At 65.2% G+C, this 21,744-nt stretch carries 14 protein-coding genes, 1 tRNA gene and 3 pseudogenes; 11 read left to right on the forward strand and 7 right to left on the reverse strand.

The genetic code is table 11. The annotated features are described in order from the left end of the window. From KRR38_RS01970 to KRR38_RS01985, 4 genes are all read left to right on the forward strand, one after another. A complete protein-coding gene (locus tag KRR38_RS01970) occupies positions 1 to 300 on the forward strand; it encodes a CopG family transcriptional regulator (RefSeq protein ID WP_217398106.1) in 300 nt (99 codons plus the stop codon). Next, positions 297 to 2,363, forward strand: a complete 2,067-nt coding sequence (locus KRR38_RS01975) for a type IV secretion system DNA-binding domain-containing protein (RefSeq protein WP_217398108.1) — start codon at positions 297 to 299, stop codon at positions 2,361 to 2,363. Before KRR38_RS01970 ends, KRR38_RS01975 begins: the two co-directional genes overlap by 4 nt. Next, positions 2,360 to 5,278, forward strand: a complete 2,919-nt coding sequence (gene mobF, locus KRR38_RS01980; protein ID WP_217398111.1) for a MobF family relaxase — start codon at positions 2,360 to 2,362, stop codon at positions 5,276 to 5,278. Before KRR38_RS01975 ends, mobF begins: the two co-directional genes overlap by 4 nt. Before the next feature lie 663 nt (positions 5,279 to 5,941). Beyond that, on the forward strand, positions 5,942 to 7,447 hold the full coding sequence (locus KRR38_RS01985) for a hypothetical protein (protein ID WP_217398113.1): 1,506 nt from the start codon (positions 5,942 to 5,944) through the stop codon (positions 7,445 to 7,447). A 25-nt stretch (positions 7,448 to 7,472) separates the two neighbouring features. Here KRR38_RS01985 and KRR38_RS01990 read toward each other — a convergent pair. Then, positions 7,473 to 7,547, reverse strand: a tRNA-Val gene (locus KRR38_RS01990). Between the two features lie 83 nt (positions 7,548 to 7,630). Beyond that, positions 7,631 to 8,005: a cell cycle two-component system response regulator CpdR gene (cpdR, locus tag KRR38_RS01995; RefSeq protein WP_217398115.1), complete on the reverse strand. Its 375-nt coding sequence runs from the start codon at positions 8,003 to 8,005 to the stop codon at positions 7,631 to 7,633. A gap of 178 nt (positions 8,006 to 8,183) precedes the next feature. On the opposite strand from cpdR, the gene KRR38_RS02000 reads away from it, so the two are divergent. Beyond that, positions 8,184 to 8,975, forward strand: coding sequence for an N-formylglutamate amidohydrolase (locus KRR38_RS02000; protein ID WP_309140955.1), 792 nt, complete (start codon positions 8,184 to 8,186; stop codon positions 8,973 to 8,975). A 444-nt stretch (positions 8,976 to 9,419) separates the two neighbouring features. Here the strand turns inward: KRR38_RS02000 and KRR38_RS02005 are convergent, their stop codons facing one another. Together KRR38_RS02005 and KRR38_RS02010 are read right to left on the reverse strand one after the other, a co-directional pair. Further along, positions 9,420 to 10,196, reverse strand: a complete 777-nt coding sequence (locus tag KRR38_RS02005) for a SapC family protein (RefSeq protein ID WP_217398117.1) — start codon at positions 10,194 to 10,196, stop codon at positions 9,420 to 9,422. 93 nt (positions 10,197 to 10,289) lie between these two features. Continuing rightward, positions 10,290 to 11,715 (reverse strand): annotated as a pseudogene (locus KRR38_RS02010) (FAD-binding oxidoreductase). A gap of 210 nt (positions 11,716 to 11,925) precedes the next feature. Between KRR38_RS02010 and KRR38_RS02015 the strand changes: the two are divergent. The 3 genes from KRR38_RS02015 (at position 11,926) to KRR38_RS02025 (ending at position 15,240) form a co-directional block, all read left to right on the forward strand. Then, on the forward strand, positions 11,926 to 12,522 hold the full coding sequence (locus KRR38_RS02015) for a hypothetical protein (protein ID WP_217398119.1): 597 nt from the start codon (positions 11,926 to 11,928) through the stop codon (positions 12,520 to 12,522). 154 nt (positions 12,523 to 12,676) lie between these two features. Next, positions 12,677 to 14,053, forward strand: coding sequence for a DEAD/DEAH box helicase (locus KRR38_RS02020; protein WP_217398122.1), 1,377 nt, complete (start codon positions 12,677 to 12,679; stop codon positions 14,051 to 14,053). Between the two features lie 377 nt (positions 14,054 to 14,430). Further along, a complete protein-coding gene (locus KRR38_RS02025; protein ID WP_217398124.1) occupies positions 14,431 to 15,240 on the forward strand; it encodes a VacJ family lipoprotein in 810 nt (269 codons plus the stop codon). A 9-nt stretch (positions 15,241 to 15,249) separates the two neighbouring features. Here the strand turns inward: KRR38_RS02025 and KRR38_RS02030 are convergent. Then, positions 15,250 to 17,551, reverse strand: a pseudogene (locus KRR38_RS02030) (ATP-dependent helicase). Positions 17,552 to 17,665: 114 nt separating this feature from the next. Here KRR38_RS02030 and KRR38_RS02035 point away from each other — a divergent pair. The 3 genes from KRR38_RS02035 to KRR38_RS02045 all read left to right on the forward strand — a co-directional run bounded on the left by KRR38_RS02035 (position 17,666) and on the right by KRR38_RS02045 (position 20,066). After that, positions 17,666 to 18,322: a hypothetical protein gene (locus KRR38_RS02035; RefSeq protein ID WP_217398127.1), complete on the forward strand. Its 657-nt coding sequence runs from the start codon at positions 17,666 to 17,668 to the stop codon at positions 18,320 to 18,322. Between the two features lie 119 nt (positions 18,323 to 18,441). Further along, a complete protein-coding gene (locus tag KRR38_RS02040) occupies positions 18,442 to 19,710 on the forward strand; it encodes an MFS transporter (RefSeq protein ID WP_217398129.1) in 1,269 nt (422 codons plus the stop codon). Positions 19,711 to 19,784: 74 nt separating this feature from the next. After that, positions 19,785 to 20,066, forward strand: coding sequence for a hypothetical protein (locus tag KRR38_RS02045; RefSeq protein WP_217398131.1), 282 nt, complete (start codon positions 19,785 to 19,787; stop codon positions 20,064 to 20,066). A 3-nt stretch (positions 20,067 to 20,069) separates the two neighbouring features. On the opposite strand, the gene rsmD is transcribed toward KRR38_RS02045, so the two are convergent. Together rsmD and KRR38_RS02055 are read right to left on the reverse strand one after the other, a co-directional pair. Next, positions 20,070 to 20,615 carry a 16S rRNA (guanine(966)-N(2))-methyltransferase RsmD gene (rsmD, locus tag KRR38_RS02050; protein WP_217398133.1) on the reverse strand — a complete coding sequence of 182 codons (546 nt, stop codon included), beginning with the start codon at positions 20,613 to 20,615 and terminating at the stop codon, positions 20,070 to 20,072. A 281-nt stretch (positions 20,616 to 20,896) separates the two neighbouring features. Then, a pseudogene (locus tag KRR38_RS02055) lies at positions 20,897 to 21,667 on the reverse strand (pseudouridine synthase); the annotation flags it as partial. Between the last annotated feature and the right edge of the window lie 77 nt (positions 21,668 to 21,744).

Below are 21,744 nucleotides of genomic sequence, written 5' to 3' on the forward strand. Positions count from 1 at the left end.
GTGCCCCGGCTTACGATACGTCTCGACGACGAGCTTTATGATCGTCTGATCGATCGCTCCCGAACCACTGGCACCACCCCGTCCGCCTACCTGCGGGATCTGCTCGTGCGCTTCGAGGGCACCGATCCCCTCGGCTATCACGCCCGTTTCGACGACATCTATGCGACCACTCTCCAAACTATGGCCATGCTTGGCACGTGGATGGCTCAGGTGGCGCCCAAGGCCTTTGAGGACGGGATCACCGAGGCCCGGGCTTTGCTCGTCGAACATGGCCTCCCCGTTATCGAGAGGCCGGAATGAGTATCTTCCGCAACGACACGCTCGGCTCCTGGACGAGGGGCGGGCAGGCCATCGTCCATAACGTGCGCATGACCACCCAGGTCTTCTTCCAGACCGTGAGCGCCGGACTCATCCTCTGGATCATTGGCATAGTCTGGTACGCGCTCGAGAAGTCCTCGGACTACGAGCGCTTCGTCCTTGCGAAGCTCGCCGAGGCAGTGATCAAGGCCAAGGCCGCGCCAGGTACCAACGATCCCGTCCTCTTCAAGACCCCTGGCGGCCAGGAGTACTGGACCTCTGCCGATTGGCTGCTCGCCTCAGGCATCGCCAAGCAGACGCTCCATACGTTCGAGGCCGCCCTGCTGCAGGGGGCTTTGATCTCGGGCATCTTTGCTCTCGCGGCGCTCAGCTATGCCTGGTTCTACTTCACCCGGACTGGCCGCGGTCTCGGCTCGAACGAGTATCTGCGCGGTGCCCGGTTCGGGACGATCCGGCAGGTAAAGCGCGCGCTCTGGCGGTATCAGAAGGGGAGCTTCTCGATCGGCGGCGTGCCCGTTCCGAGTGCCTTCGAGACCGAGCACGTCCTCCTGGTTGGCGCACCGGGGACTGGCAAGACCAACCTCATCGTCAAGATGCTCGCCGGCATCCGGGCGTCGGGCAAACGGGCGATCGTCTATGATGCGGCCGGGACCTTCGTGGAGAAGTTCTACCGGCCCGAGATCGATACGATCCTCAATCCGCTCGACCAGCGCACGGCGACTTGGTCGCCGTGGGTCGATGTCCCGCGCGAGTACCACTACGACCAGATCGCGGAGTCGACGATCCCGGACAAATCGGGCGATCCGTTCTGGGCCAAGGCGGCGCGGGGAACCCTGGTCGCGGTCCTGCGCAAGCTCGCCCAGCAGAAGCACACCTTCGTCTCGCTCCTGCTCGACCGGCTACTGCGCTCGAAACTCAAGGAACTCGCTGCCTTTGCCGCCGGCACCGACGCGGCCGCCTTCATCAGTACGGAGGGCGAGCGGACCTCTGCTGGTATCCAGGCTGAGCTCGCCTCGGTGATGCGTAGCTTCTCCTATCTCGACGATACCGAGGACGGCTTCTCGATCCGCGAATGGGTCGAGGAGGGTAGGGACGACAGCTGGCTTTTCATCAGCGTGAAGGCTGACCAGCTCCCTTCGCTGCGTCCCCTCATCACGGTGTGGATCGACATCGCGATCTCCGCGATCATGAGCTTGTCGCCGGACCAGGACCGCCGCCTGTACTGCGTGATCGACGAACTCCCGACGCTCCAAAAGCTACCCTCGCTCTCGGACTTTCTCGCCCGTGCGAGGAAGTATGGCGGATGCGGAATCCTGGGCTTCCAGAGCTATCCGCAGCTCGAGGCCACCTACGGCATCCAGGATGCCGCGGCGATCACCGGCTACTGCTCGACCTGGGTCGCGCTTCGGGCAAACGATTCTCCGACGGCGAAGCACGTCAGCGAGAACCTGGGCCAGGTCGAGCAGGTCGAAGCCAACGAGGGCATGTCCTACGGCGTCAACGATATGCGCGATGGCGTGAACCTCAGCCGGCTGCAGGTGACAAGGCCTCTCGTGATGCACACCGAAGTCACGAACCTGCCCAACCTGACTGGGTTCTTGAGGTTCGGGCGCAATCTGCCGGTTGTCCGTTTCGAGGATCGCTACAACGATGTGCCCACCCGGTCCGCGGCATTCGCCGAGCGGACAGCTCCACCTTTCCGGCATGCGATGGCGGGCGAACTGGTCCGCATCGCGCACGCAGAAGCCAAGCTCAGGGACCGCCTCGAACAGGAGCCGGTCTCTCAACCGCCCGCCCCACCGACAAAGCCCGCGCGGCGACGCGCGGCCAAACCTTCCGAGGCTCAAGCAGACCTGTTCACGGAGCCGGCGCCGAAGCCCGATGAGATCCAGACCGAAGCGATCCTTTACGCTACCGAGGGCGCGCTGCCGATCGATACTCGGCGCGCCTGGGAGCAACTTTCGGCGCGGCAACGCCGTATAACCTCAAGCCTTGTCCAGCACGGCCGGGCGGACGGCGGCCGCGAAACTGCGAAGCCGGCGTGATCCATCCGCGCCGCCTCAAGGGCACGGCGTCCAATATCGCCCGCTACTACGCGGTGGGCGACTACTACTCCAAAGGGGCGGGCGAGCACTCGGAGTGGGGCGGGGCTATCGCGCGCGACTTGGGGCTCGAGGGCAAGGTCGATCCCGCCGCGCTCAAGGAACTGATCGCCGGGCGGGTTGCGGGCCAGCAACTCGGACGCCACCGGGCTAACGGGGAAATCGAACATCATCCCGGATGGGACTTTGCGGTCAACGCACCCAAGAGCGTTTCGATCATGGCGCTCGTCGCTGGCGACGACCGAATCATCGCCGCTCATGAGCGCGCGGTCAGCACAGCGCTGGGCTACCTGGAGGAACATGCGACGCTCCGGCGGCGGGACAGCGGTGAGATCGTGCACGAGACCACCGGGCGCCTGATCTTCGCCCGGTTTACCGAGCACGCCAGCCGGGAACTCGACCCGCATCTGCACACGCATGCCGTCGTCATGAACATGACCAACCACGAGCCCGGTGAGCAGATGGCGAGCCTCGAGACGCGGGCGATGTATGCCGAACAGATGGTCGCCGGCCAGGTCTACCGAAACGAATTGGCTCATGATCTGCGTTCGCTTGGCTATGCTGTCGACCACGACCCGCGCTCGGGCCTGTTCGAGATACGTGGAGTACCGGCGGAACTCATCGCCACGTTTTCCCAGCGTGCCGAGCAGATCGACGCCCATGCCAGCGAGCACGGCCTGACCGGCCAGGCCGAGCGGAGAAAGTCCTTCTACGAGACGCGCCCACCGAAAGCGAAGCAGGGGCTTGATGCTCTTCACCAGCAATGGACCGTGCGGAGTGCTCGGCTTTCCGAAGGTCTGGAACGAATGGTTGGCGAGGCGGTGCTGGCTGCGTCACCTGATCTCCAGATTGAGCAGAGAGTGGCGGCCCGTGCTGCGCTCTTCGGGATGCGTCAGGCGGAGACTGGCGAAGCAATCAACAACCTTGGCAGGATGATCAGGTTAGGTCTTGCAAGCCACGTCGGTGAGGTTCGTCTCGGCGACGTCCGACCGTTGCTCAACGAGCACGAGGAGCGCGGTAAGCTCCTCGCAACCCGTTCGGAGAGCGGCGACCAAATTCACACGCGCGGTCGAACCACGCGGAAGACTGCCCGCCTTGAGCAGTCGCTGGCCTGGCACCTTGCGCTCGCGCTCGAGGATGGACGCCCTATCGCGTCGTCGGATCGACTGCTCGCCGTCCTCGATACCGCGGGCCTCACTCCGGCTCAGGAGCGGGCGCTCGTCGATGCGGCGCTGTCGCGCGATAGGGTGACGGCGATCCACGGGGTGGCGGGTTCGGGCAAGTCGACTCTCGTTCGAGCGCTCAGCGTCGCTGCCGGGCAGGACACGACGTTCGTCGCGGTAGCTCCGACGTCATCTGCGGCGGCGAACCTTGGGGACACCGCCAGAATTGAATCACGCACCGTTGCCAGCCTCATTGCGAGCGGTGGCCGCGACATCACGGCTGCTCACGTCATGGTGTTGGACGAAGCGGGACAGCTCGGAAGCAGGCAGGCGCTTCGGATCCTTCAAATCAGCCGTGACACGGGCGCGAGGCTCCTCCTGCTCGGCGATAACAAGCAGACAGGTGCCATCGAGCAGGGCAAGCCGTTTTGGCTCCTACAGAGAATGGGCATGCCCACGGCGCTGCTCACCGAGTCCGTGCGCCAGCAGACGAAAGCCATGCAGGCCAGCGTCGCCGCGGCCAGATCGGGAGACTATGCTGCTTCGCTGGCTAGCCTCGACAGGGTCGTGAGTGGGGCGAGCGCCGACACGCTCGCCAAGATGTTGGTTTCGGAGTGGACCAGGCTGAAACCGGAAACCCGCACCAGCACGAATATCCTGGTCCTCGACAATGCCACACGATTGATCGTGAACGGCCAGATCCGCGAGGTGCTGAAGCGCGAGGGTGTCATCGCTGCAGAAAACACTCGGTTGGGAGTGCTGACGCCTTCTGGCATGTCGGCTGAGGAGCGGCATCACGCGCGGTTTTACGTCCGTGGTCAGGTCGTCACGTTTGGGCGCGATATCGCGGGTCTCGGTGTTGCCAAGGACACCGAATACCGGGTTCTTGGTCTTCGGCGGAATGGAAATGGCCGCCAGGTCGTTCAACTCGTAGATGAGCATGGCCGGGTCATCGGGTGGGATCCGAGGCTCGGCAGCGCACGCCAGGTCAACGTCTTCGCGTCCGAGGAAAGAAGTCTCGCCGTCGGTGATCGCATCCAGTGGCGGCTGGTCAGCAAGGAACTCGCGATCAAAAACGCCGAGCGCGGCACGGTTGAGAGCCTCGCCGGAACTGTCGCGACCATCCGATGGGATCGCGGTGATCGCCGCCAGGAAATCGATCTCAATCGGCACAAAACCTGGGATCACGGCTACGCCGAGACAATCTACTCGTCCCAATCGAAAACCTACGACCGCGCCTACGTGCTCGCGCCGGTGAACTCGAGCCTCGTCAACGGGCAGAACTATTACACCGCGATCACCCGCGCCCGCTTCGGCGTGAAGCTCTGGACCGAAGACGAGAAGCGGCTTGCGGAGAGGCTATCGAGCAGATCGGGAGAAAAAACATCTGCCCTTGAGGGGCTCGGGAGGCTCGGGCGTGATCGCGCGGATGCGCTCTCGGACCGCCATTTCGCTCAGATCGAAGTTCACCGAGCCGAGCAGCACCATCTTCGGGAAGATCGGCGCATGCGCGATTTCGAACGCTCGCGGACGCGTTCGACGCGTCTCGCTGTCGCCCAGACCCTGGCGGGCAATGCTCGAGATATATTCGCATCTCTCGAGCGCTTTGCGAGGGACGTTCTTGAACCCGCTCAAAGGTCGGAATCGAGGCCTGAGCGCGAGCTGCAGCCGCCCAATCATCAACACGAACGCTGAGGGTCCTCGATGATAGCCCGCCGTATCTTTCTTTGCCGCGCGCTCATTTCGCTGACGCTGGCCGTGAGCCTTTCAAGTCCGGCCTGGGCGCGTCTCCCGACGCGTGGAGCGGAGGAAGAAAGGGTAGGGCGTTGCATTCGTGTTGCCGCACGGGGAAGCGCCTGGCTGGAAAGGACACTATGGGGGCTGAGAGACCAGGAGGGTGGTTGGGTTGGCGCGGCGGTCCGCAATACCAACGGAACCCACGATCTTGGTCCGCTACAGGTAAACAGTTGGTGGGCGCCGCGGATCGCGGCGTTAGTCGGTCGCCCGACCGGACACGTCCGCCAGTGGCTGCAAAACGACCCGTGCTTCAATGTGCAGGCAGCGCGGTGGATCTTCCTGACCGGCCTCGCGATCACCGGGAACTATTGGGAGGCCGTGGGAACGTATCATAGCCCCACCGGATGGCGTCAGCGCAGTTATGCGCGGAGCGTAGCAACGCACCTTCGAAAGCGATTTGGGGCAGACGTCTTCGCCGCCGCAGCGAACCCGGCGGCCAGCCAGTCAGCGGACTAGAACGATGCCGCGCCCAACCATCTCGATCGACCAGGCGTCATCGTCTCATAATTCCAGTTTCCCGGTCGTCGTTTGATGACGGATCCCAACCTCTGCGAAGCTCTGGTGAAGCTCGACCGCAAGGTCTCGCGCGCTCTGCAGAACGGAATTGGAATCAAGCTGTCGTCAGCAGACTTGGAGCTGCTCGCGGCAATTGGAGTGATCGGCACTCTCGCTGAATCAAAGGCGAGGGCCTTGGAGGAACATGCTAAATGTCGGCGATCAAAGGGGGCGTCTATCAACGCGGACCCTTCTGGCTCGATCTTGTCAGAGGAAAAGACGGGGAAGCCCACCAGCGACCGATGGTACATCTGGTGGTATGATCCCTCCACCGGACGTCAGCAGCGGAAGACTACGGGCGCATCGAATGTTCGTGCAGCCTGCAACGCCTTAGACGACCACTACCTCGCCACCCACACGTCAACGGTCCTGGAGCAGGAGACCTATTCCGTTGGCGATGCCATGAGCGACTATTGGATCGAGCACGGGCAACACCTGGCCAGCGCGGCCGGGATCAAATCTCGATTTGCCCTGATGCAACGCTTCCTCGATGCCGAGGTTGCAGAGAGGCGGCTAAACGATCCGATCCTACCTGAGCACATCGATGATCGCCTCCTTTCGCGTTTTCGCGCCTGGGCGATCAAGATACCTATCGTAGCGCGAAAGAAGGATGCCGCAGGCAACTGGGTCGACGGCAAAAGCCGCCCAAGGACCGCATCGACGGTCGAGGAGAGCGTGATCCAGCTCAAGGCCGCGTTGAACTATGCCTTCAAGGCCCGCCGCACGCGCTACGTCCCCCCGCTCGCCCATAAGACTCGCAACCAGGTCACGCCGGAGCGGACCTACCGGCTGTCGGTGAATGCGATCGGCGAGCTTCTCGACTACAGTGTGCGCGGGGCGGGGAATTACGCTGGGCATGCGGATCGGCTTCTCCCCTTCCGCCGATATTTGATCGCAGCAGTTTGCACGCTGGCTCGCCCGGACGCGATTTACGACATGAGCGTAGATCGAAATCGTGAACAGTGGATGCAAAACGAGCGAATGTTCGCGCTCAATCCGGCCGGGAGGATCCAGACCAAAAAGTTCCGGCCGATCGTGCCCGTGGTCGATCTCCTGCATTTCTGGCTCTCATCGACGGATGAATGGTTCGTCTGTTCGGAACGCAGTAGCTACGATGAATCCGAGGGGGCACATGTCGTGACCCAGGGCAGGGTAGCGTCGGTCCGCTCCGCCTGGGACGGCGCCCGCCAGCAACTTGGCATCCCAGACGGCTGGGGTCCCAAATTGATCCGCCACAGCATGGCAACGATCCTCGCGAATCGCCGGGTGGACCTTTTCGAACTCGAGATGGCGTTAGGGCACAGGGTTTTGGGTAGGACGTCGAGCCGCTACGCGCTGTTCGATCCCGAGTATCTGGGCACTATCGCTGCAGGTATCGACGATGTGGTTTCGGACCTCGCCAAGGTGGCCGCTCCCGCATTTCACGCAAATTTCACGCAAAAATCCGACGAAATCCTGGCATTGCCGAGCTTAAGTCGAACAAGAAAAAGCCCCGCTAACGTCTTGCGTTAGCGGGGCTTTTTTCTGGACCGGCGAATGGTGGGCGTAGCAAGGATTGAACTTGCGACCCCTACGATGTCAACATAGTGCTCTACCACTGAGCTATACGCCCGCACCATTCGCCAGCCGGGCGGCTAACCGCCTCGGCGAGGGCAGGCCTCTAGCGAGGCTGCCTCCAGGATGCAATACGCTTTCTTAGATTAACGCTTGCGCCGAATGGCCGAACACCCGCTGCACTTCCAGAACCAGATCGCGCAGGTGGAATGGCTTCGACAGCACCTTGGCCTGCGGTGCTTCGCGGCTGGCCTTGAGCGTCACCGCGGCAAAGCCGGTGATGAACATCACCTTGGTTTCCGGGCACAGTTCGGCGCATCGCTGGGCGAGTTCGATGCCGTCCATCTCGGGCATGACGATGTCGGACAACAGCAGGTCGAAATGCTCGCGCTCCAGATAAGGCAGGGCTTCGGTGCCGCGGCTGACCGCGACGACTTCGTAGCCTGCATTTTCGAGCGCGCGCGCGAGATAGACGCGCATCGCTTCCTCATCTTCGGCGAGCAGGATGCGAATCATGGGTCTCCGGTCCGTCTATTCTTTGGGCGAGCCTCATAACGCTCGCGGTCGACAGGCTATAGAGGCTTTCGGGTTAAAATTCTCGTCCCAATAACGGATGGCCTACTTTGACACAAAGCCCGCTAAAGTTCAGCTTCGGCGCATGAACGGTACCGAATCGGAAGCAGGCGAATCGCATTTGTCGACAGGTGGGCAGATTCCGGGGTCCGCAGGTGTTCATGCCTTCACCGTGTCGGGGCCGCTTCCCTCCGCGATTCCCGTACTGATCGCCGTGCCGCATGCCGGGCGCGCCTATCCGGGTTCGTTGCTCGAGCGGATGCGCAATCCGGGCTTTGCTGCGCTGCGGCTCGAGGATCGCTATGTCGACCTGCTGGCCGAGAAGGTCGCGGCCGAGACGGGGGCAACCTTGCTGATCGCCCACGCGCCGCGTGCGATGATCGATCTCAACCGCGCGGCCGACGATGTCGACTGGGACATGTTCGGCTGCGGCGCGCCGGCCGATGTCGGCAGCTATACGCCGGGCAAACGCGCGCGTAGCGGCCTCGGTCTGATTCCGCGGCGGCTACCGGGAATCGGCGAGCTGTGGAAGCGGCGTCACGACGAGCACGATCTCGCCGCGCGCATCTCGCAAATCCACGAGCCCTATCACGTCGCTCTGGGTGAGGAACTGGCCAAGCTGCGCGATCGTTGGGGCGCGGCGCTGCTGTTCGACCTGCATTCGATGCCGCCGCTCGCCCTGCGCGGGGGCCAGGCGCCACCGGAATTCGTCCTCGGCGATCGTTTCGGCACGAGCTGCCACGGCAGCCTGATCGGATCGTCCTTCGCCTATCTCGCCGAGATGCGGCGCGGCGCGGCGCACAACCGGCCCTACGCGGGCGGCTATGTGCTCGAGCGTCACGCGGCGCCGGGCGAGGGGCTGCACGCGTTGCAGCTCGAGATCGACCGCAGTTCCTATCTCGATCGCGGCTGAACGAACCAGGCAAGGGATTCGCCGCGATCGCGCATCTGCTGACCGGATTGGTACGCAGGCTCGCGGTCGAGGTCGCCGCGCTTGGCCGCGTTAGTTCGTCGCCGGGCTGGGCCGAAGCGGCCGAATAAGCCCCGAGGCGGATGGCCGATAAAAAACCACCTCGTGCAATGCACGAGGTGGCCAAGGTTCAGGGAGGAGGTGCACGATGTGCACCAAGTCCCATCAGGCCATGAGGGTAGCGCTGACAGGACTCACCTAAAATAGGCCTAGCTGCCCGGCCTTGCAACCCCCGAACCGCATACTGGCACAAGACATAGGTCGAATGTGGAGTAGGCTTGGCTCGAATCCGGAGGCAAGCCCCATGCGAAGAAGGGCGCGGACCGCTGCCGGCCGCGCCCTTCCTGCGATTTTCTACGCTCTCCCAGATCGAGAGCGGCTTCTAGATCAGGCCGGCACGGGCGCGGGAACCGGACCCTTGCCGAGCTGCACCTGGCGGCTGAAGATATCGCGGACGAGTTCGAGCGAGAACAGGTGCGCATAGATCAGGGGCAGCAGGCCGCTCTGGTTCCAGCCGCGCAGCACGTCGCCGCGGACTTCGCGCAGCTTGCTTTCGTCGACCATGCGGAAGCCGCGATAGGTGAAGGGCTGTTCTTGGCCTTCGATCTGCAACGCCAGTTCGCCGTCCATCAGCAGGTCGTGCTTCTTGAGCTCGGCCGTGAAGGTAGCGGTCTTCTGCCCGGCGATCTCGAACTGCTCGCAGAACTGCAGCGTCGCCTTGGTGCTTTCCGACGGCTCTTCGCCTTCGAACAGCGGCTGACCTTCATCGAACTCGCCGATGAGCCCACTGGTCGGGTCGAAGCAGAGCGACAGTTCTTCCGACTCCGGCTGAAGCTTGGCCAGCATGAACGGATAGCGGCGGGCATAGGCGGGGATGTAGACCGGGTTGGTCAGCGCGCCCTCGTCATCGACGTAGACGTTGATGCCCTCGTTCATGCCCATCAGCGCGAGCGGCACGGAATCTTCGCCGCTCGAGAAGACGATCGGGAAGTGGCGCTGCGCCATCGGGAATTCCTCGACGGTCAGCGGGATAGCGTGCTGGCCGACGAGCCAGGGCGCGCGATCGGTGCCCTTGCTGTTCCAGCCGGCGTGATCCTGCCGGTTAAGCGGAGCGAGATCCTTGTAGAAAATCGGCAACGAAGCATTCTGCGGCGCGCTGGCCATGAAAGGTCTCCTGTGGAGCGCTGGAAGTCGCGCTGCCCTTTAGGCGCTGGCCGTTACCCGCGCAAGCTGAGGAAGGCCCCAGTTTGCGCTAAATCAGCTCGAAATTAACTTGCCCGGATTGAGCAGTCCGGCGGGGTCGAGCGCAGCCTTGACGCGGCGCATGATGTCGAGTGCGACCGGGTCGCCGAGCCTGGCCAGTTCGTCGCGCTTGAGCTGGCCGATGCCGTGCTCGGCCGAGATCGAACCGCCCCAGCGGGTGACCAGATCGTGGACCTGGCGGCTGATCGCCTTGCCATCGCCGAGCTGCCAGTTCGGCTCGGTACCGGCGGGCGCGATGACATGGAAATGGACGTTGCCGTCGCCGAGGTGGCCGAAGGCGACCGCCTCGGTTCCAGGCCAGGCCTTTTCGATTTCCGGCACGGCGGCCTCGACGAATTCGGGCATGCGTTCGACGGGCACTGAGATGTCATGCTGGACGGCAATTCCGCGCGCACGTTCGGCCGGGGCGATCGATTCGCGCAGCAGCCAGAAGGCTTCGGCCTGGGCCTCGCTGGCGGCGAAAGTGGCGTCCTCGACTAGACCCTGTTCGAAGGCTCCGGCGATGGCTGCCTCGCAGCGCTCCCGCAGGCCTTCGGCCGAGGCGCGGTCGGCGACGACCTCGACCAGTGCGTGCCAGGCGTGCGGCCCCCCCCAGCGGGGCACGGGCGTCGGGCAGATGTGCGAGCACGGCCTCTAGGCAGCTCCGCGGCAGGACCTCGAACTGTTCGACCGCCTCGCCGATCGCATCCTCGCAATAAAGCAGCAGCGCGCGGGCGGCCTTGAGCGAGGGCAGGCCGGCCCAGATCACCACGCGGTCGGCCACCGCGGGCAGAAGCCGCAGCGTCGCCGCGGTGACGATTCCCAAGGTTCCTTCGGAGCCGATCAGCAACTGCTTGAGATCGAAGCCGCGGTTGTCCTTCTTCAGCGGCGTCAGCTGCGAGAACAGACTGCCGTCGGCCAGCACGGCTTCGAGGCCGAGTACTTGCGCCCGCATCGAGCCGTGGCGCAGCACCTGGCCGCCGCCGGCATTGGTCGAGATCAGCCCGCCGATCGTGGCCGAGCCCTTGCCGCCGAGCGTCAGCGGGAAGCGCAGCTCCTTCTCGGCCGCGGCTTCGTGCAACGTCTGCAGCACTACCCCGGCCTCGCAGACAGCCTTGCGGCCTTCGCCGTCGACTTCGCGTATCGCGTTCATCCGGCGCAGCGAGAGGAGCAGTTCACCACCTTCCTCGTCAGGCGTCGCCCCGCCCGACATCGAGCTGTTGCCGCCCTGCGGCACGATCGGCACGCGGTGCGCGGCGCAGAGCTTGACCAGTGCGGCGACCTCCTCGGTGCTCGCCGGAGATGCCATCGCGAGCGCCCGGCCGGTGAATCGCCCGCGCCAGTCGGTGAGCCAGGGGGCCATGAGGTCCGGGTCGCTGGTAAGGCCTCGGGGCCCGAGCAGGGAACCGGCTTCGGCGAGGAAGGTGTCGCTGGCAGTCATGCCGCAGCTATGGCACAGACGAAGCGGGGTTGCATCCATCATGGCGTCCAGAAGGCTGGCCAAAGGGCTGGATTGTGCGGATTGCCGGCCTCCCGTCTCTTGCTCCGGCTGCCCAGTTAAGCGATGGTTCAATTAAGCGGCGTATTGGGTGGCGGGGGATAGGCCGCGCCTCCCGACGTTGGCACGCGCACCTTTGAGCAGAATTGACCGATGAGCTTCGCCGCCGTTTTGCTCACACCCTTCGTGCTGCTGTTCCCGGCCGCGGGCGTGATCGAACTGCGCGATCCATATGAGGTGCCCTACGCGGCGATGGGCGAGAACCCGCCGCCTCGGCCCGATATGCTCCCCAGTGGCTCGGCCGAGACCGCGAAGTGGATATTCAGCGACGTCGCCGAAACCTTCCGTGTCCAGGCCCAGAACCAGGTGCGCATCGAGCAGCACATGTCGATCCGCATCACGCCGTTATCGCGGCCGATGCCGGTCCCGCGGCCGGTGATCATGGATTTGCCAGGTCGCGAACTCGCGCCGCGCATGGTCGAGCGCAACATGGGGCGCTGCGTTTCGGTGGCCAATATTTCGGGTGTTCAGCCGGACAACGGCGGCCGCCTGATCCTGTTCCTGCGCGATCGACGCATGGTCAGTGCCGTGCTCGAACGCGCCTGCCGTGCGCGCGATTTCTACTCGGGCTTCTACATCGAGCGGACCAGCGACGGGCAGCTATGCGTCGATCGCGACACGCTGCTCTCGCGCAGCGGCGCCAATTGCAAGCTGACGCGCATCCGCCAGTTGATCGATGCCGACGAATAGGGCCGACGAATAGGCGCCATTTCCAGCGTCATTTCCTTGACTTTGCCGCTCGATTGAGCCTAACGCGCCGCAGTTTCCAGCTCGGGCGACCGAGCGGGGTAGGGGCTGGCACGTGAGCGCCGGCCCATCTGTTTTTCGGACATCAGCCAAGCCTATGAATTTCGCCGATCTCGGCCTGTCAGACGAATTGCTGCAATCGGTCACTGCGGCCGGTTACGACACGCCGACCGCAATCCAGGCGCAGGCGATCCCGCCGGTGCTGATGATGAAGGACATCATCGGCATTGCCCAGACGGGCACGGGCAAGACCGCCAGCTTCGTGCTGCCGATGATCGACATCCTCGCCCACGGCCGCCGCCGCGCGATGATGCCGCGCTCGCTGATCCTCGAGCCGACGCGCGAGCTTGCCGCTCAGGTCGCCGAGAATTTTGAGAAGTACGGCAAGAACCACGACCTCAAGATGGCGCTGCTCATCGGCGGCGTGCAGATGGGTGACCAGGTCAAGGCGCTGAACGAGGGCGTCGACGTGCTGATCGCCACGCCGGGCCGGCTGATGGACCTGTTCGAACGCGGCAAGATCCTGCTGACCGGCTGCGATCTGCTCGTCATCGACGAGGCCGACCGTATGCTCGACATGGGCTTCATCCCCGATATCGAGAACATCTGCACGAAGCTGCCGGCCAACCGCCAGACGCTGCTGTTCTCGGCGACGATGCCGCCGCCGATCAAGAAGCTGGCCGACCGCTTCCTGACCAATCCGAAGTACATCGAGGTGGCTCGGCCGGCTTCGAACAACGCCAACATCGCCCAGCACAAGGTCAAGGTGCAGTCCAGGCAGAAGCGCGAAGTTCTGCGCCACCTGCTGCGGACCGATAACGTCGGCACCGCGATCGTCTTCGCCAACCGCAAGACCACGGTGCGCGAGCTGGCCAAGAGCCTCAAGCAGCACGGCTTCTCCGCCGGCGAGATCCATGGCGACATGGACCAGTCCTCGCGCATCGCCGAGCTCGACCGGTTCAAGGCGGGCACGATCAACATCCTCGTCGCCTCCGACGTTGCTGCGCGCGGGCTCGACGTCAAGGGCGTCAGCCACGTCTTCAACTTCGACACCCCCTGGCATCCGGACGACTACGTCCACCGTATCGGCCGCACCGGCCGCGCGGGCGCCACGGGCCGCGCCTTCACTTTCGTCGCCGACGAGGACGCCGAGGCGATCGCCAATGTCGAGAAGCTGACCGGCGGTGCGATTCCGCTGTTCGAGGTTCAACTCGAAGGACGCGATGAACGGCCGGCGCGCGAAGAACGGCCTGTCCGGGAGGAACGCTCTGCTCGGGAGGAGAGGCCCCGCCGCGAGCGCGATGCGCGCAGTCCGTCACGCGACCGTGAGGAAAGGCAGCCCCGGGACCAGCGGCCCGATGGCAGGCGCCCCGAAGAACGCGCACCGCGCCGCGAGCGCCGGCCTGAAGCCGAGCCCGCCAGCGAGGGGTGGAACGGGCCGATCCCGGACTTCCTGGGCATTTCAGCACTGTAACGCGCGGCGGTCCTCGCTTAGGGCCACGGTTATTGTGACAAGCCGTGGACAGTTCGGTCATTATACGTATAGCTGACGGGGTCGCCGCTTGGGCCGCGCCTTTGTGCCGGTGACACGTCGAGCGTCATCGTCAGGGGTTTACATTGGGCCGATTCAACGACTTGCGCCGCTTCCACCGTGAGCGCGCCCGATGACCGTGGCCTCCTTCGCCCTGTCGCTCGCCCTGAGTATGGCTCCGGCCGCCGATGCTGCTACCGATGCGGCACAGAGTGGCGCCACCAGCACCGCCACGCCCGCCAGTATGGGGGCGGCGCCCATTCCGATGACACCGGTTGTGCCGGCGGAACTAGACCCCGAAGCCCGGCCGTCCATTCCCGGTGCTCCGCCAGCACCCGCCGTTCCCGCTGCTCCGCTTCCACCAGCCGCGGCCGCTACGCCCCCCCCCGCCGCAGCCCGATCACAAGCCCGCCGCCGGGGGCGATATCGTGGTGACCGCGCGCGAAAAGGACCCGGCTGATCCGATGGCTGACCTTAACGCCAAGTCCTATGTCGTCGTCCAGGCGGTCGATCAGGCTGTCGTCGGCCCGGTGTCGATGGGTTACAAGAACGTGATGCCCAAGCCGATCCGGCTAGGGCTCAGGAACTTCCTGCGCAATCTCGAAGAGCCCATCACCGCTCTCAACTTCCTGCTGCAACTCAAGCCGGGCCGGGCGGTCAAGTCGGCCGGACGGTTCACTTTGAACTCGACGATCGGCGTCGGCGGTCTCGTCGATGTGGCGAAGCGTAAGCCGTTCAATCTGCCCTATGTACCCAACGGCTTCGCCAACACCTTCGCCTGCTACGGTATCGGGCCGGGACCCTATTTCTTCCTGCCGCTAGTCGGCCCGACGACGCTGCGCGATGTGATCGGCGTCAGTATCGACCGTTTCCTGATGCCCGCGGTGATCGGCAAGCCGCTCGATCGGCCATACTATGCGATCCCCGCGAATATCATCGATTCACTCAATGATCGCATCGATATCGACGAACAGCTCAAGGAAATCCGGGCCAATTCGTCCGACCCCTATGTGGCGACTCGCGAACTCTACCTGAGCCAGCGCAGGTCCGAAATCGCGTCGATCTGCCCGAAGAAAGGCGAGAAGGTCGATCCGAAGCTGGTACCGCGTCCGGGCAAGGGCATCGACTGAGCGGGCAGCTCAACCCGCCAGCTTGACGAAGCTGTCGATCACGCGCTTGAGGCCCCCCGGTCTCGAAATCGATTTCGAGCTTGTTGCCTTCCTGCGCGACGACCCTGCCGTAACCGAACTTGTCATGGAACACGCGCAGACCAATCTCTATGTCACTCCGTGGCTTGGCAGCGAAACTTGCTGCACTTCGCGAGGGTTCTGCCAGCCTTTTGGGCGTAGGATCGTAGCTCTGGGCGGCCGCGCGCTGCCACCCCGGACCGCGGGTCATCGTGCGCGCCGGTTGAGCGCGAGCGACATCGGCGAAGGGGTCGCCGTGCTCGGACCACTGCGCGCGCCATAGCGAGGCCCCGCCCGACAGCGTGGTTTCCTGCTCGACATGCGCCGCGGGCAGTTCGGCGATGAAGCGCGAGGGGATGGAACTGGTCCACTGGCCGTAGATCCGCCGGTTCGCCGCGTGGAGGATTGTGCAGCGCCGGCGCGCGCGCGTGATCGCGACATAGGCCAGCCGCCGCTCCTCCTCGAGCGCGGCGAGCCCGCCCTCGTCGAGCGAGCGCTGCGAGGGGAATACGCCTTCCTCCCAGCCGGGCAGGAACACGTTGTCGAATTCGAGCCCCTTGGCGGCGTGGATGGTCATGATCGTGACCTTCTCCACGTCACTGGCCGCGTCGTTGTCCATGACGAGGCTGACGTGTTCGAGGAAATCGCCGAGCGTGTCGTATTCTTCCATCGCGCGTGCGAGCTCGGCGAGGTTTTCGAGCCTCCCGGCCGCCTCGGCGCTGCGTTCGGCTTGAAGCGCGGCGGTATAACCCGACTCGTCGAGTAAGGTCCGCGCGAGCTCGGCCGGGCTCACGCTTTTCGCCAGATCGCGCCAGCGCGCGAAGTCGCGCATCAGCGCGAGGAGGGTGTTGCGCGCGCGAGCGGGCAGCTCGTCCGTGTCGACAATCTCGGTGGCGGCAAGGGCCAGCGGCACGCCGCGCGCACGGGCATGCCGGTGAAGCTTTTCGAGACTCTTGTCGCCCAGTCCGCGCTTGGGCGTGTTGTAGATGCGCTCAAATGCGAGGTCGTCGGCGGGCTGGGCGATCAATCGCAAATAGGCCAGAGCATCGCGCACTTCGGCGCGCTCGTAGAAACGAAAGCCACCGATTATCTTGTAGTTGAGGCCGATAGCTATGAAACGATCTTCGAACTCGCGGGTCTGGAACTGCGCGCGCACGAGAATGGCGATGCGGGCGAGTGGGGCGCCTTCGCGTTCAAGCCGCTCGATCTCGTCCCCCACGCGGCGCGCTTCCTCGGGCCCGTCCCAGACGCCGATGACGCGGACCTTGTCGCCACCATTCGCCTGGGTCCAAAGCGTCTTGCCGAGCCGCTCGCTGTTGGCGTTGATCAGCCCCGAGGCAGCGGCGAGGATGTCGGGCGTCGAACGGTAGTTCTGTTCTAGCCGGATCACCTTGGCGCCCGGAAAATCCTTTTCAAAGCGCAGGATGTTGGCGACTTCTGCGCCGCGCCATGAATATATCGACTGGTCGTCGTCACCCACCACGCAGATGTTCTGCCGCACCTGCGCGAGCAGCCGCAGCCATAGATACTGAACCTGGTTGGTATCCTGGTACTCGTCGACGAGGATATATTTGAAGCGCTGCTGGTACTGTTCGAGCACCTCGCGGTGCTGGCGAAAGATGTTGACCATGTGCAGCAGCAGGTCGCCGAAGTCGCAGGCATTGAGCGTCTTCAGCCGTTCCTGGTAGAGCGTGTAGAACTGCTTGCCGCGGCCGTTGGCATAAGCCTCGTTCTCGGCGGCATCGAGGTCGGCCGGATTGAGCCCGCGGTTCTTCCAGCGGTCGATCAGTCCGGCAAGCTGGCGCGCAGGCCAGCGCTTCTCATCGAGGTCGTTCGCCTGGATCAACTGCTTCAGGAGTCGCAACTGATCGTCGGTATCGATGATCGTGTAGTTAGACTGCAGATCGACCAGCTCGGCATGGCGGCGCAGCATCTTCGCGGCGATCGAATGGAAGGTGCCGAGCCAGGGCATGCCCTCGACCGCCGGTCCGATCATGTGCCCGACGCGCTCGCGCATCTCGCGCGCAGCCTTGTTGGTGAAAGTGACGCAGAGTATTTCCGAAGGCCAGGCCCGGCGCGATCGGACGAGGTGTGCGAGTCTTGCGGTAAGCGCAGCGGTCTTGCCCGTGCCCGCCCCGGCCAGCATCAGCACTGGTCCCTCGCAAGTCAGCACCGCCTCACGCTGCGGCGGATTCAGCCCGGAAATCAACGTTTCATCGATGGCTTCGGGCAGGGGGGCAGGATGGTCGGACACCCGTGAACAGCTAGGGAACAAGCCGCCGCTGCGCAAGGGCGCTTGGTCCCTGGGCGCGGAACAATCGTCGGAAGGGCGGGTTTTCCGGTCACCAAGCTTCTACTGGAGAGTGACATGCGAAACCTGCTTCTTACGAGCGCCGCTGCGCTCGCGCTGGCCTGCGGGACCAGTGCCGTTTCCGCCCAGAGCGCCCCTTCCAACGTGGCGCCTGCCGCCCCGGCGATGACCTCGACGCAGAAGGCGAGCTATGAGTCCTGGCCTGCCGACAAGAAGGTGTCGTATGACAAGTGGCCGGCCGAATATCAGGCCTACTTCTGGAGCCTGTCTTCGAGCCAGCAGACCGGCTGGTTCGCGCTGAGCGACGCCCAGCGCAAGCAGGTCTACGACATGCCGCCGGCCAGTCGCGCTGCCGCCTGGGTGTCGATCGAGCAACAGCTGGCAGGTGCGTCTGCTTCGGCGGCACCGCCGTCGGCCTCCACCTCGACGCCACCTGAAGCTACAGCCGTTCCGCCGCCGAGCGACAGTGATGCCGCCGCTGCGCCCGAGCAGGTCCAGGCCAATCCAGTCGGCTCGTCGCAGGCCGCAGACCCGGCGCCGGATCCGGCCAACGCTGGTGCGCCCGTAGCCCCGTCGATGCCGGCCGATCCGAGCTATAACGCCGGCCCGTACAAGGGCGCGCTGTCCGCGCCGCCGGCTGACGCGATGAACAAGACCTATCCGGTGTGCTCGCGCACGATCCAGGATAGCTGCCGCAATCGCGGCGGGATTTAACCAGGCGGGGCCTTCGGGTCGCATCACCCGCCGAGGAGGGCGCCGGGAAACCGGCGCCCTTTTTGCCAGAATCTCTTTTGTCTTGACGCTCCGCCCGCGAGCGGAGAGCGGTGCGCGCCATGCATCCCTTACGCGCCCACCGCCGCATCCTCGCCGCCGCCCTCGTTGGCACTGCGGTCGAGTTCTACGATTTCTACATCTACGCGACGGCGGCGGCGCTGGTATTCGGGCCGCTATTCTTCCCCGCGGAAAGCGCCGCGGCACAGACGCTGTTCGCGCTGATGAGCTTCGGCATCGCTTTCATCGCCCGGCCGGTGGGCGCCGTGGCTTTCGGTCATTTCGGCGACCGCATCGGGCGCAAGTCGACTCTGGTCGCCTCGTTGATGCTGATGGGCGCCTCGACGCTGCTGATCGCCTTCCTGCCGACCTATGCCATGGCAGGCTGGGTGGCCCCGCTGCTGCTCTGCATCCTGCGCTTCGGCCAGGGTTTCGGGCTTGGCGGCGAATGGGGCGGGGCGGCGCTGCTGGCGGTCGAGAACGCACCCAAGGGCTGGGAAGCGCGGTTCGGTGCGGCGCCGCAGCTTGGCGCGCCGGTCGGCTTTCTCGCCGCCAACGGGCTGTTTCTGCTGCTCGGGCTCGGCCTGTCCGACCAGGACTTTCGCGAGTGGGGTTGGCGCGTTCCTTTCCTCGCCAGCGCCGTGCTCGTCGGCGTCGGGCTCTGGGTGCGGCTCAGAATCGGCGAGACGCGCGAGTTCCGCGAGGCGATCGAGCGCGAGGTACCGCCACCGGTGCCGCTTGCCCGCTTGCTCGCGCACCACTCCGGGGCGGTGCTGGCCGGGAGCGCGGGTGTGATCGCCTGCTTTGCGATCTTCTACCTCGCCACGGCCTATGCGCTCGCCCAGGGCACTGGCGCGCTCGGCTATCCGCGCGAGACCTTCCTGGCGGTGCAGCTCGCCGCCAACTGCTTCCTTGCGGTGGGCATCGTGCTGGCCGCCCTGCATTCGGACCGGGCAAGTCCGCGCCGCGTGCTGATGATCGGTGCCCTGGCGACCGTGGTGTTGGGTCTGGTGTTCGGCGCGGGGCTCGGCTCGGGTTCGCTCTGGCTGGTCTTCGCGACCCTGGCCGCGGCCCTGCTTGTCATGGGCTATGTCTATGGCCCGCTCGGGGCATGGCTGCCGACGCTGTTCCCGGTGCCGGTGCGCTACAGCGGCATATCGGTGGCGTTCAATGCCGGCGGCATCGTCGGCGGCGCGGTGACGCCGGTGCTCGCGCAGATGCTCGCGGTCGAGGGCCGGGGCGGGCAGGCGGGGCTGCTGCTCTCGGCCGCGGGGCTAGTGACCCTGCTCGGCGTGAGCCTGGCCCGGCCGCCGCGCGACAGTGTATCTTAGTGTAACGTATCGAAACCGGGCCATCGGCTCGATCGTTGCTCCTCCGCAGGGCGACTCCTTCGAGGAGGTTTCCTATGACCACCAAGACTGTCATGGCCGCCGTGCTGCTCACTGGAATGCTGCTGAGCGGCGCGGCTATGGCCAACGCGCGGCCAACTAGCGACAATCAGGAGGCGACCGTGGTTCAGCGCGATGCCGCGGGCCACGCGGTGCGCGTGCAGGTCGACGGCACCGAATATGCCGTTTGCCGCGGCGAGATGCAGGACGATTGCATAAATCCGCGCCAGGCCGGGCTGCACTTCGGCAACGAGCCGCTCGATCACTGGCCGGGCCGGCCGGCCTCCGAGGCGGAATAACCTCTAGCTCGCCAACCGCAGCAGCGTGAGCCGTGCCTTTCCGACCTTGCGGTCGGCCACGGCTTCGAGGCTGCGGACGCGCGGTTCCTCGTCGGCCGCGGTCTCGAGGCTGATCCAGGTGGCCTCGCCGATCCAGCCGAGCCGGACCAGCTTGTCGAGCGCGACAGCGCCGGCGCCGCTGCCGTAGGGCGGATCGAGCAGGATCAGGTCCAGCGGCGCCTTGGCGGGCCCGAGCGCCATGACCGAGCTCGCCCGCACGTCGCATTCGCTTTGCGCCCGCAGCGCCGCGATGTTCTGGCGTAGGGCACGGATTGCGGGGGCATCCTGCTCGACGAAGATCGCGCTGACAGCACCGCGCGATAGCGCCTCCAGCCCCAGCGCCCCCGAGCCGGCGAAGAGATCCGCCACGGTCAGCCCTTCGAAGGTACCGAGCCGGCTGACCAGCATGGAGAACAGCGTCTCGCGCGTGCGGTCGGCGGTCGGGCGGGTGGTGTCACCCTGCGGCGCGACTATGTTGCGACCGCGCCATTGGCCGGCGATGATCCTCACTTGCGGGGCCCACGGCGATCGTTGGGTCTGCCGCCGCCAGTCTTGCCACCGTGAGGCTTGCGGGCACCGGGCTTGCCGTCTGGCTTGCCTCCGGGCCTGGGCGGACGCGGCTTGCGCGTTTCGAGACCCGCCTTCTCAGGATCGGGCTTGCGCGCCAGCGGCTTCTTCACTGCGGGCTTCGGCTTGGACAGCGGGCGCTCGGGCTCGCGTGCTGGGCGCGCCGGTTGGGTGCGCGGCCGGTCCTCCACGGTGCGCGGCGTGAAATCGGCCGAGCCCGGCACTTTCAGGCTCTTGCGGAACTTTTCGACATCGACCTGGCGGATTTCCACCGCCGCGCCGCGCGGCAGATCGAGTAGCTCGAAGGGCCCGTAGGAGGTGCGCAGCAGCCGGCTGACTTCGAGCCCCAGATGCTCGAGCACGCGGCGGACTTCGCGGTTCTTGCCCTCGGTCAGCGTCACTTCGATCCACTGGTTGGCGCCGGTGCTGCGCTCCATATTGGCGTCGATCTTGCCGTAGCGCATGCCGTCGATCTCGATGCCCTCGATCAGCTCTTCGAGCTGGGCCTGGGTCACCGGGCCGAAAGTCCGGGCTCGGTAGGTGCGGGGGATGCCGGTCGCGGGCAGTTCCAAAGCCCGCTTCAATTCGCCGTCGTTGGTGAGCAGCAGCAGCCCCTCGGTGTTGAAGTCGAGCCGGCCGACCGGCATCAGCCGTGGCGTGCCCTCGGGCAGCGCGTTGCGCAGCGCTGTGTAGATCGTCGGCCGCCCGGCGGGATCGCGCTCGGCGGTGATCAGGCCCGACGGCTTGTGGAACACGAACAGCCGCGCCGGCTCGGCCGCTTTCACCGGCTTGCCGTCGACGCTCACGCCCTTGAGATTGGCCAGCACCGTATTGGGCGTGGTGATCACGTCCTCGCCGAGCTTTACCCGGCCCTCGGCGATCATCCGCTCCACCTCGCGCCGGCTGGCGATGCCGGCACGGGCCAGGAGCTTGGCGATGCGTTCGCCGGCTCTGGCGCCGGCAGGGGTTTCGGATGGTTCTGGGGTGGGGGACATCAGCGGCCCTTAGCCTTGTGGACAAGGGGCGTCAAAAGCTTGGCCTCGGGGTGCCCTGCCGGGAATTACCCGCTAGC

Origin of the sequence: Novosphingobium sp. G106, from assembly GCF_019075875.1 — a bacterium.
Lineage (GTDB): Bacteria > Pseudomonadota > Alphaproteobacteria > Sphingomonadales > Sphingomonadaceae > Novosphingobium.

Bases quoted from the DNA above. Each gene is read 5' to 3' on its own strand.
- KRR38_RS01975 (WP_217398108.1), top strand. From the start codon at position 297: ATGAGTATCTTCCGCAACGACACGCTCGGCTCCTGGACGAGGGGCGGG.
- cpdR (WP_217398115.1), bottom strand. From the start codon at position 8,005: ATGATTCGCATCCTGCTCGCCGAAGATGAGGAAGCGATGCGCGTCTAT.
- KRR38_RS02005 (WP_217398117.1), bottom strand. From the start codon at position 10,196: ATGGCCAGCGCGCCGCAGAATGCTTCGTTGCCGATTTTCTACAAGGAT.
- KRR38_RS02015 (WP_217398119.1), top strand. From the start codon at position 11,926: ATGAGCTTCGCCGCCGTTTTGCTCACACCCTTCGTGCTGCTGTTCCCG.
- KRR38_RS02020 (WP_217398122.1), top strand. From the start codon at position 12,677: ATGAATTTCGCCGATCTCGGCCTGTCAGACGAATTGCTGCAATCGGTC.
- KRR38_RS02035 (WP_217398127.1), top strand. From the start codon at position 17,666: ATGCGAAACCTGCTTCTTACGAGCGCCGCTGCGCTCGCGCTGGCCTGC.
- KRR38_RS02040 (WP_217398129.1), top strand. From the start codon at position 18,442: ATGCATCCCTTACGCGCCCACCGCCGCATCCTCGCCGCCGCCCTCGTT.
- KRR38_RS02045 (WP_217398131.1), top strand. From the start codon at position 19,785: ATGACCACCAAGACTGTCATGGCCGCCGTGCTGCTCACTGGAATGCTG.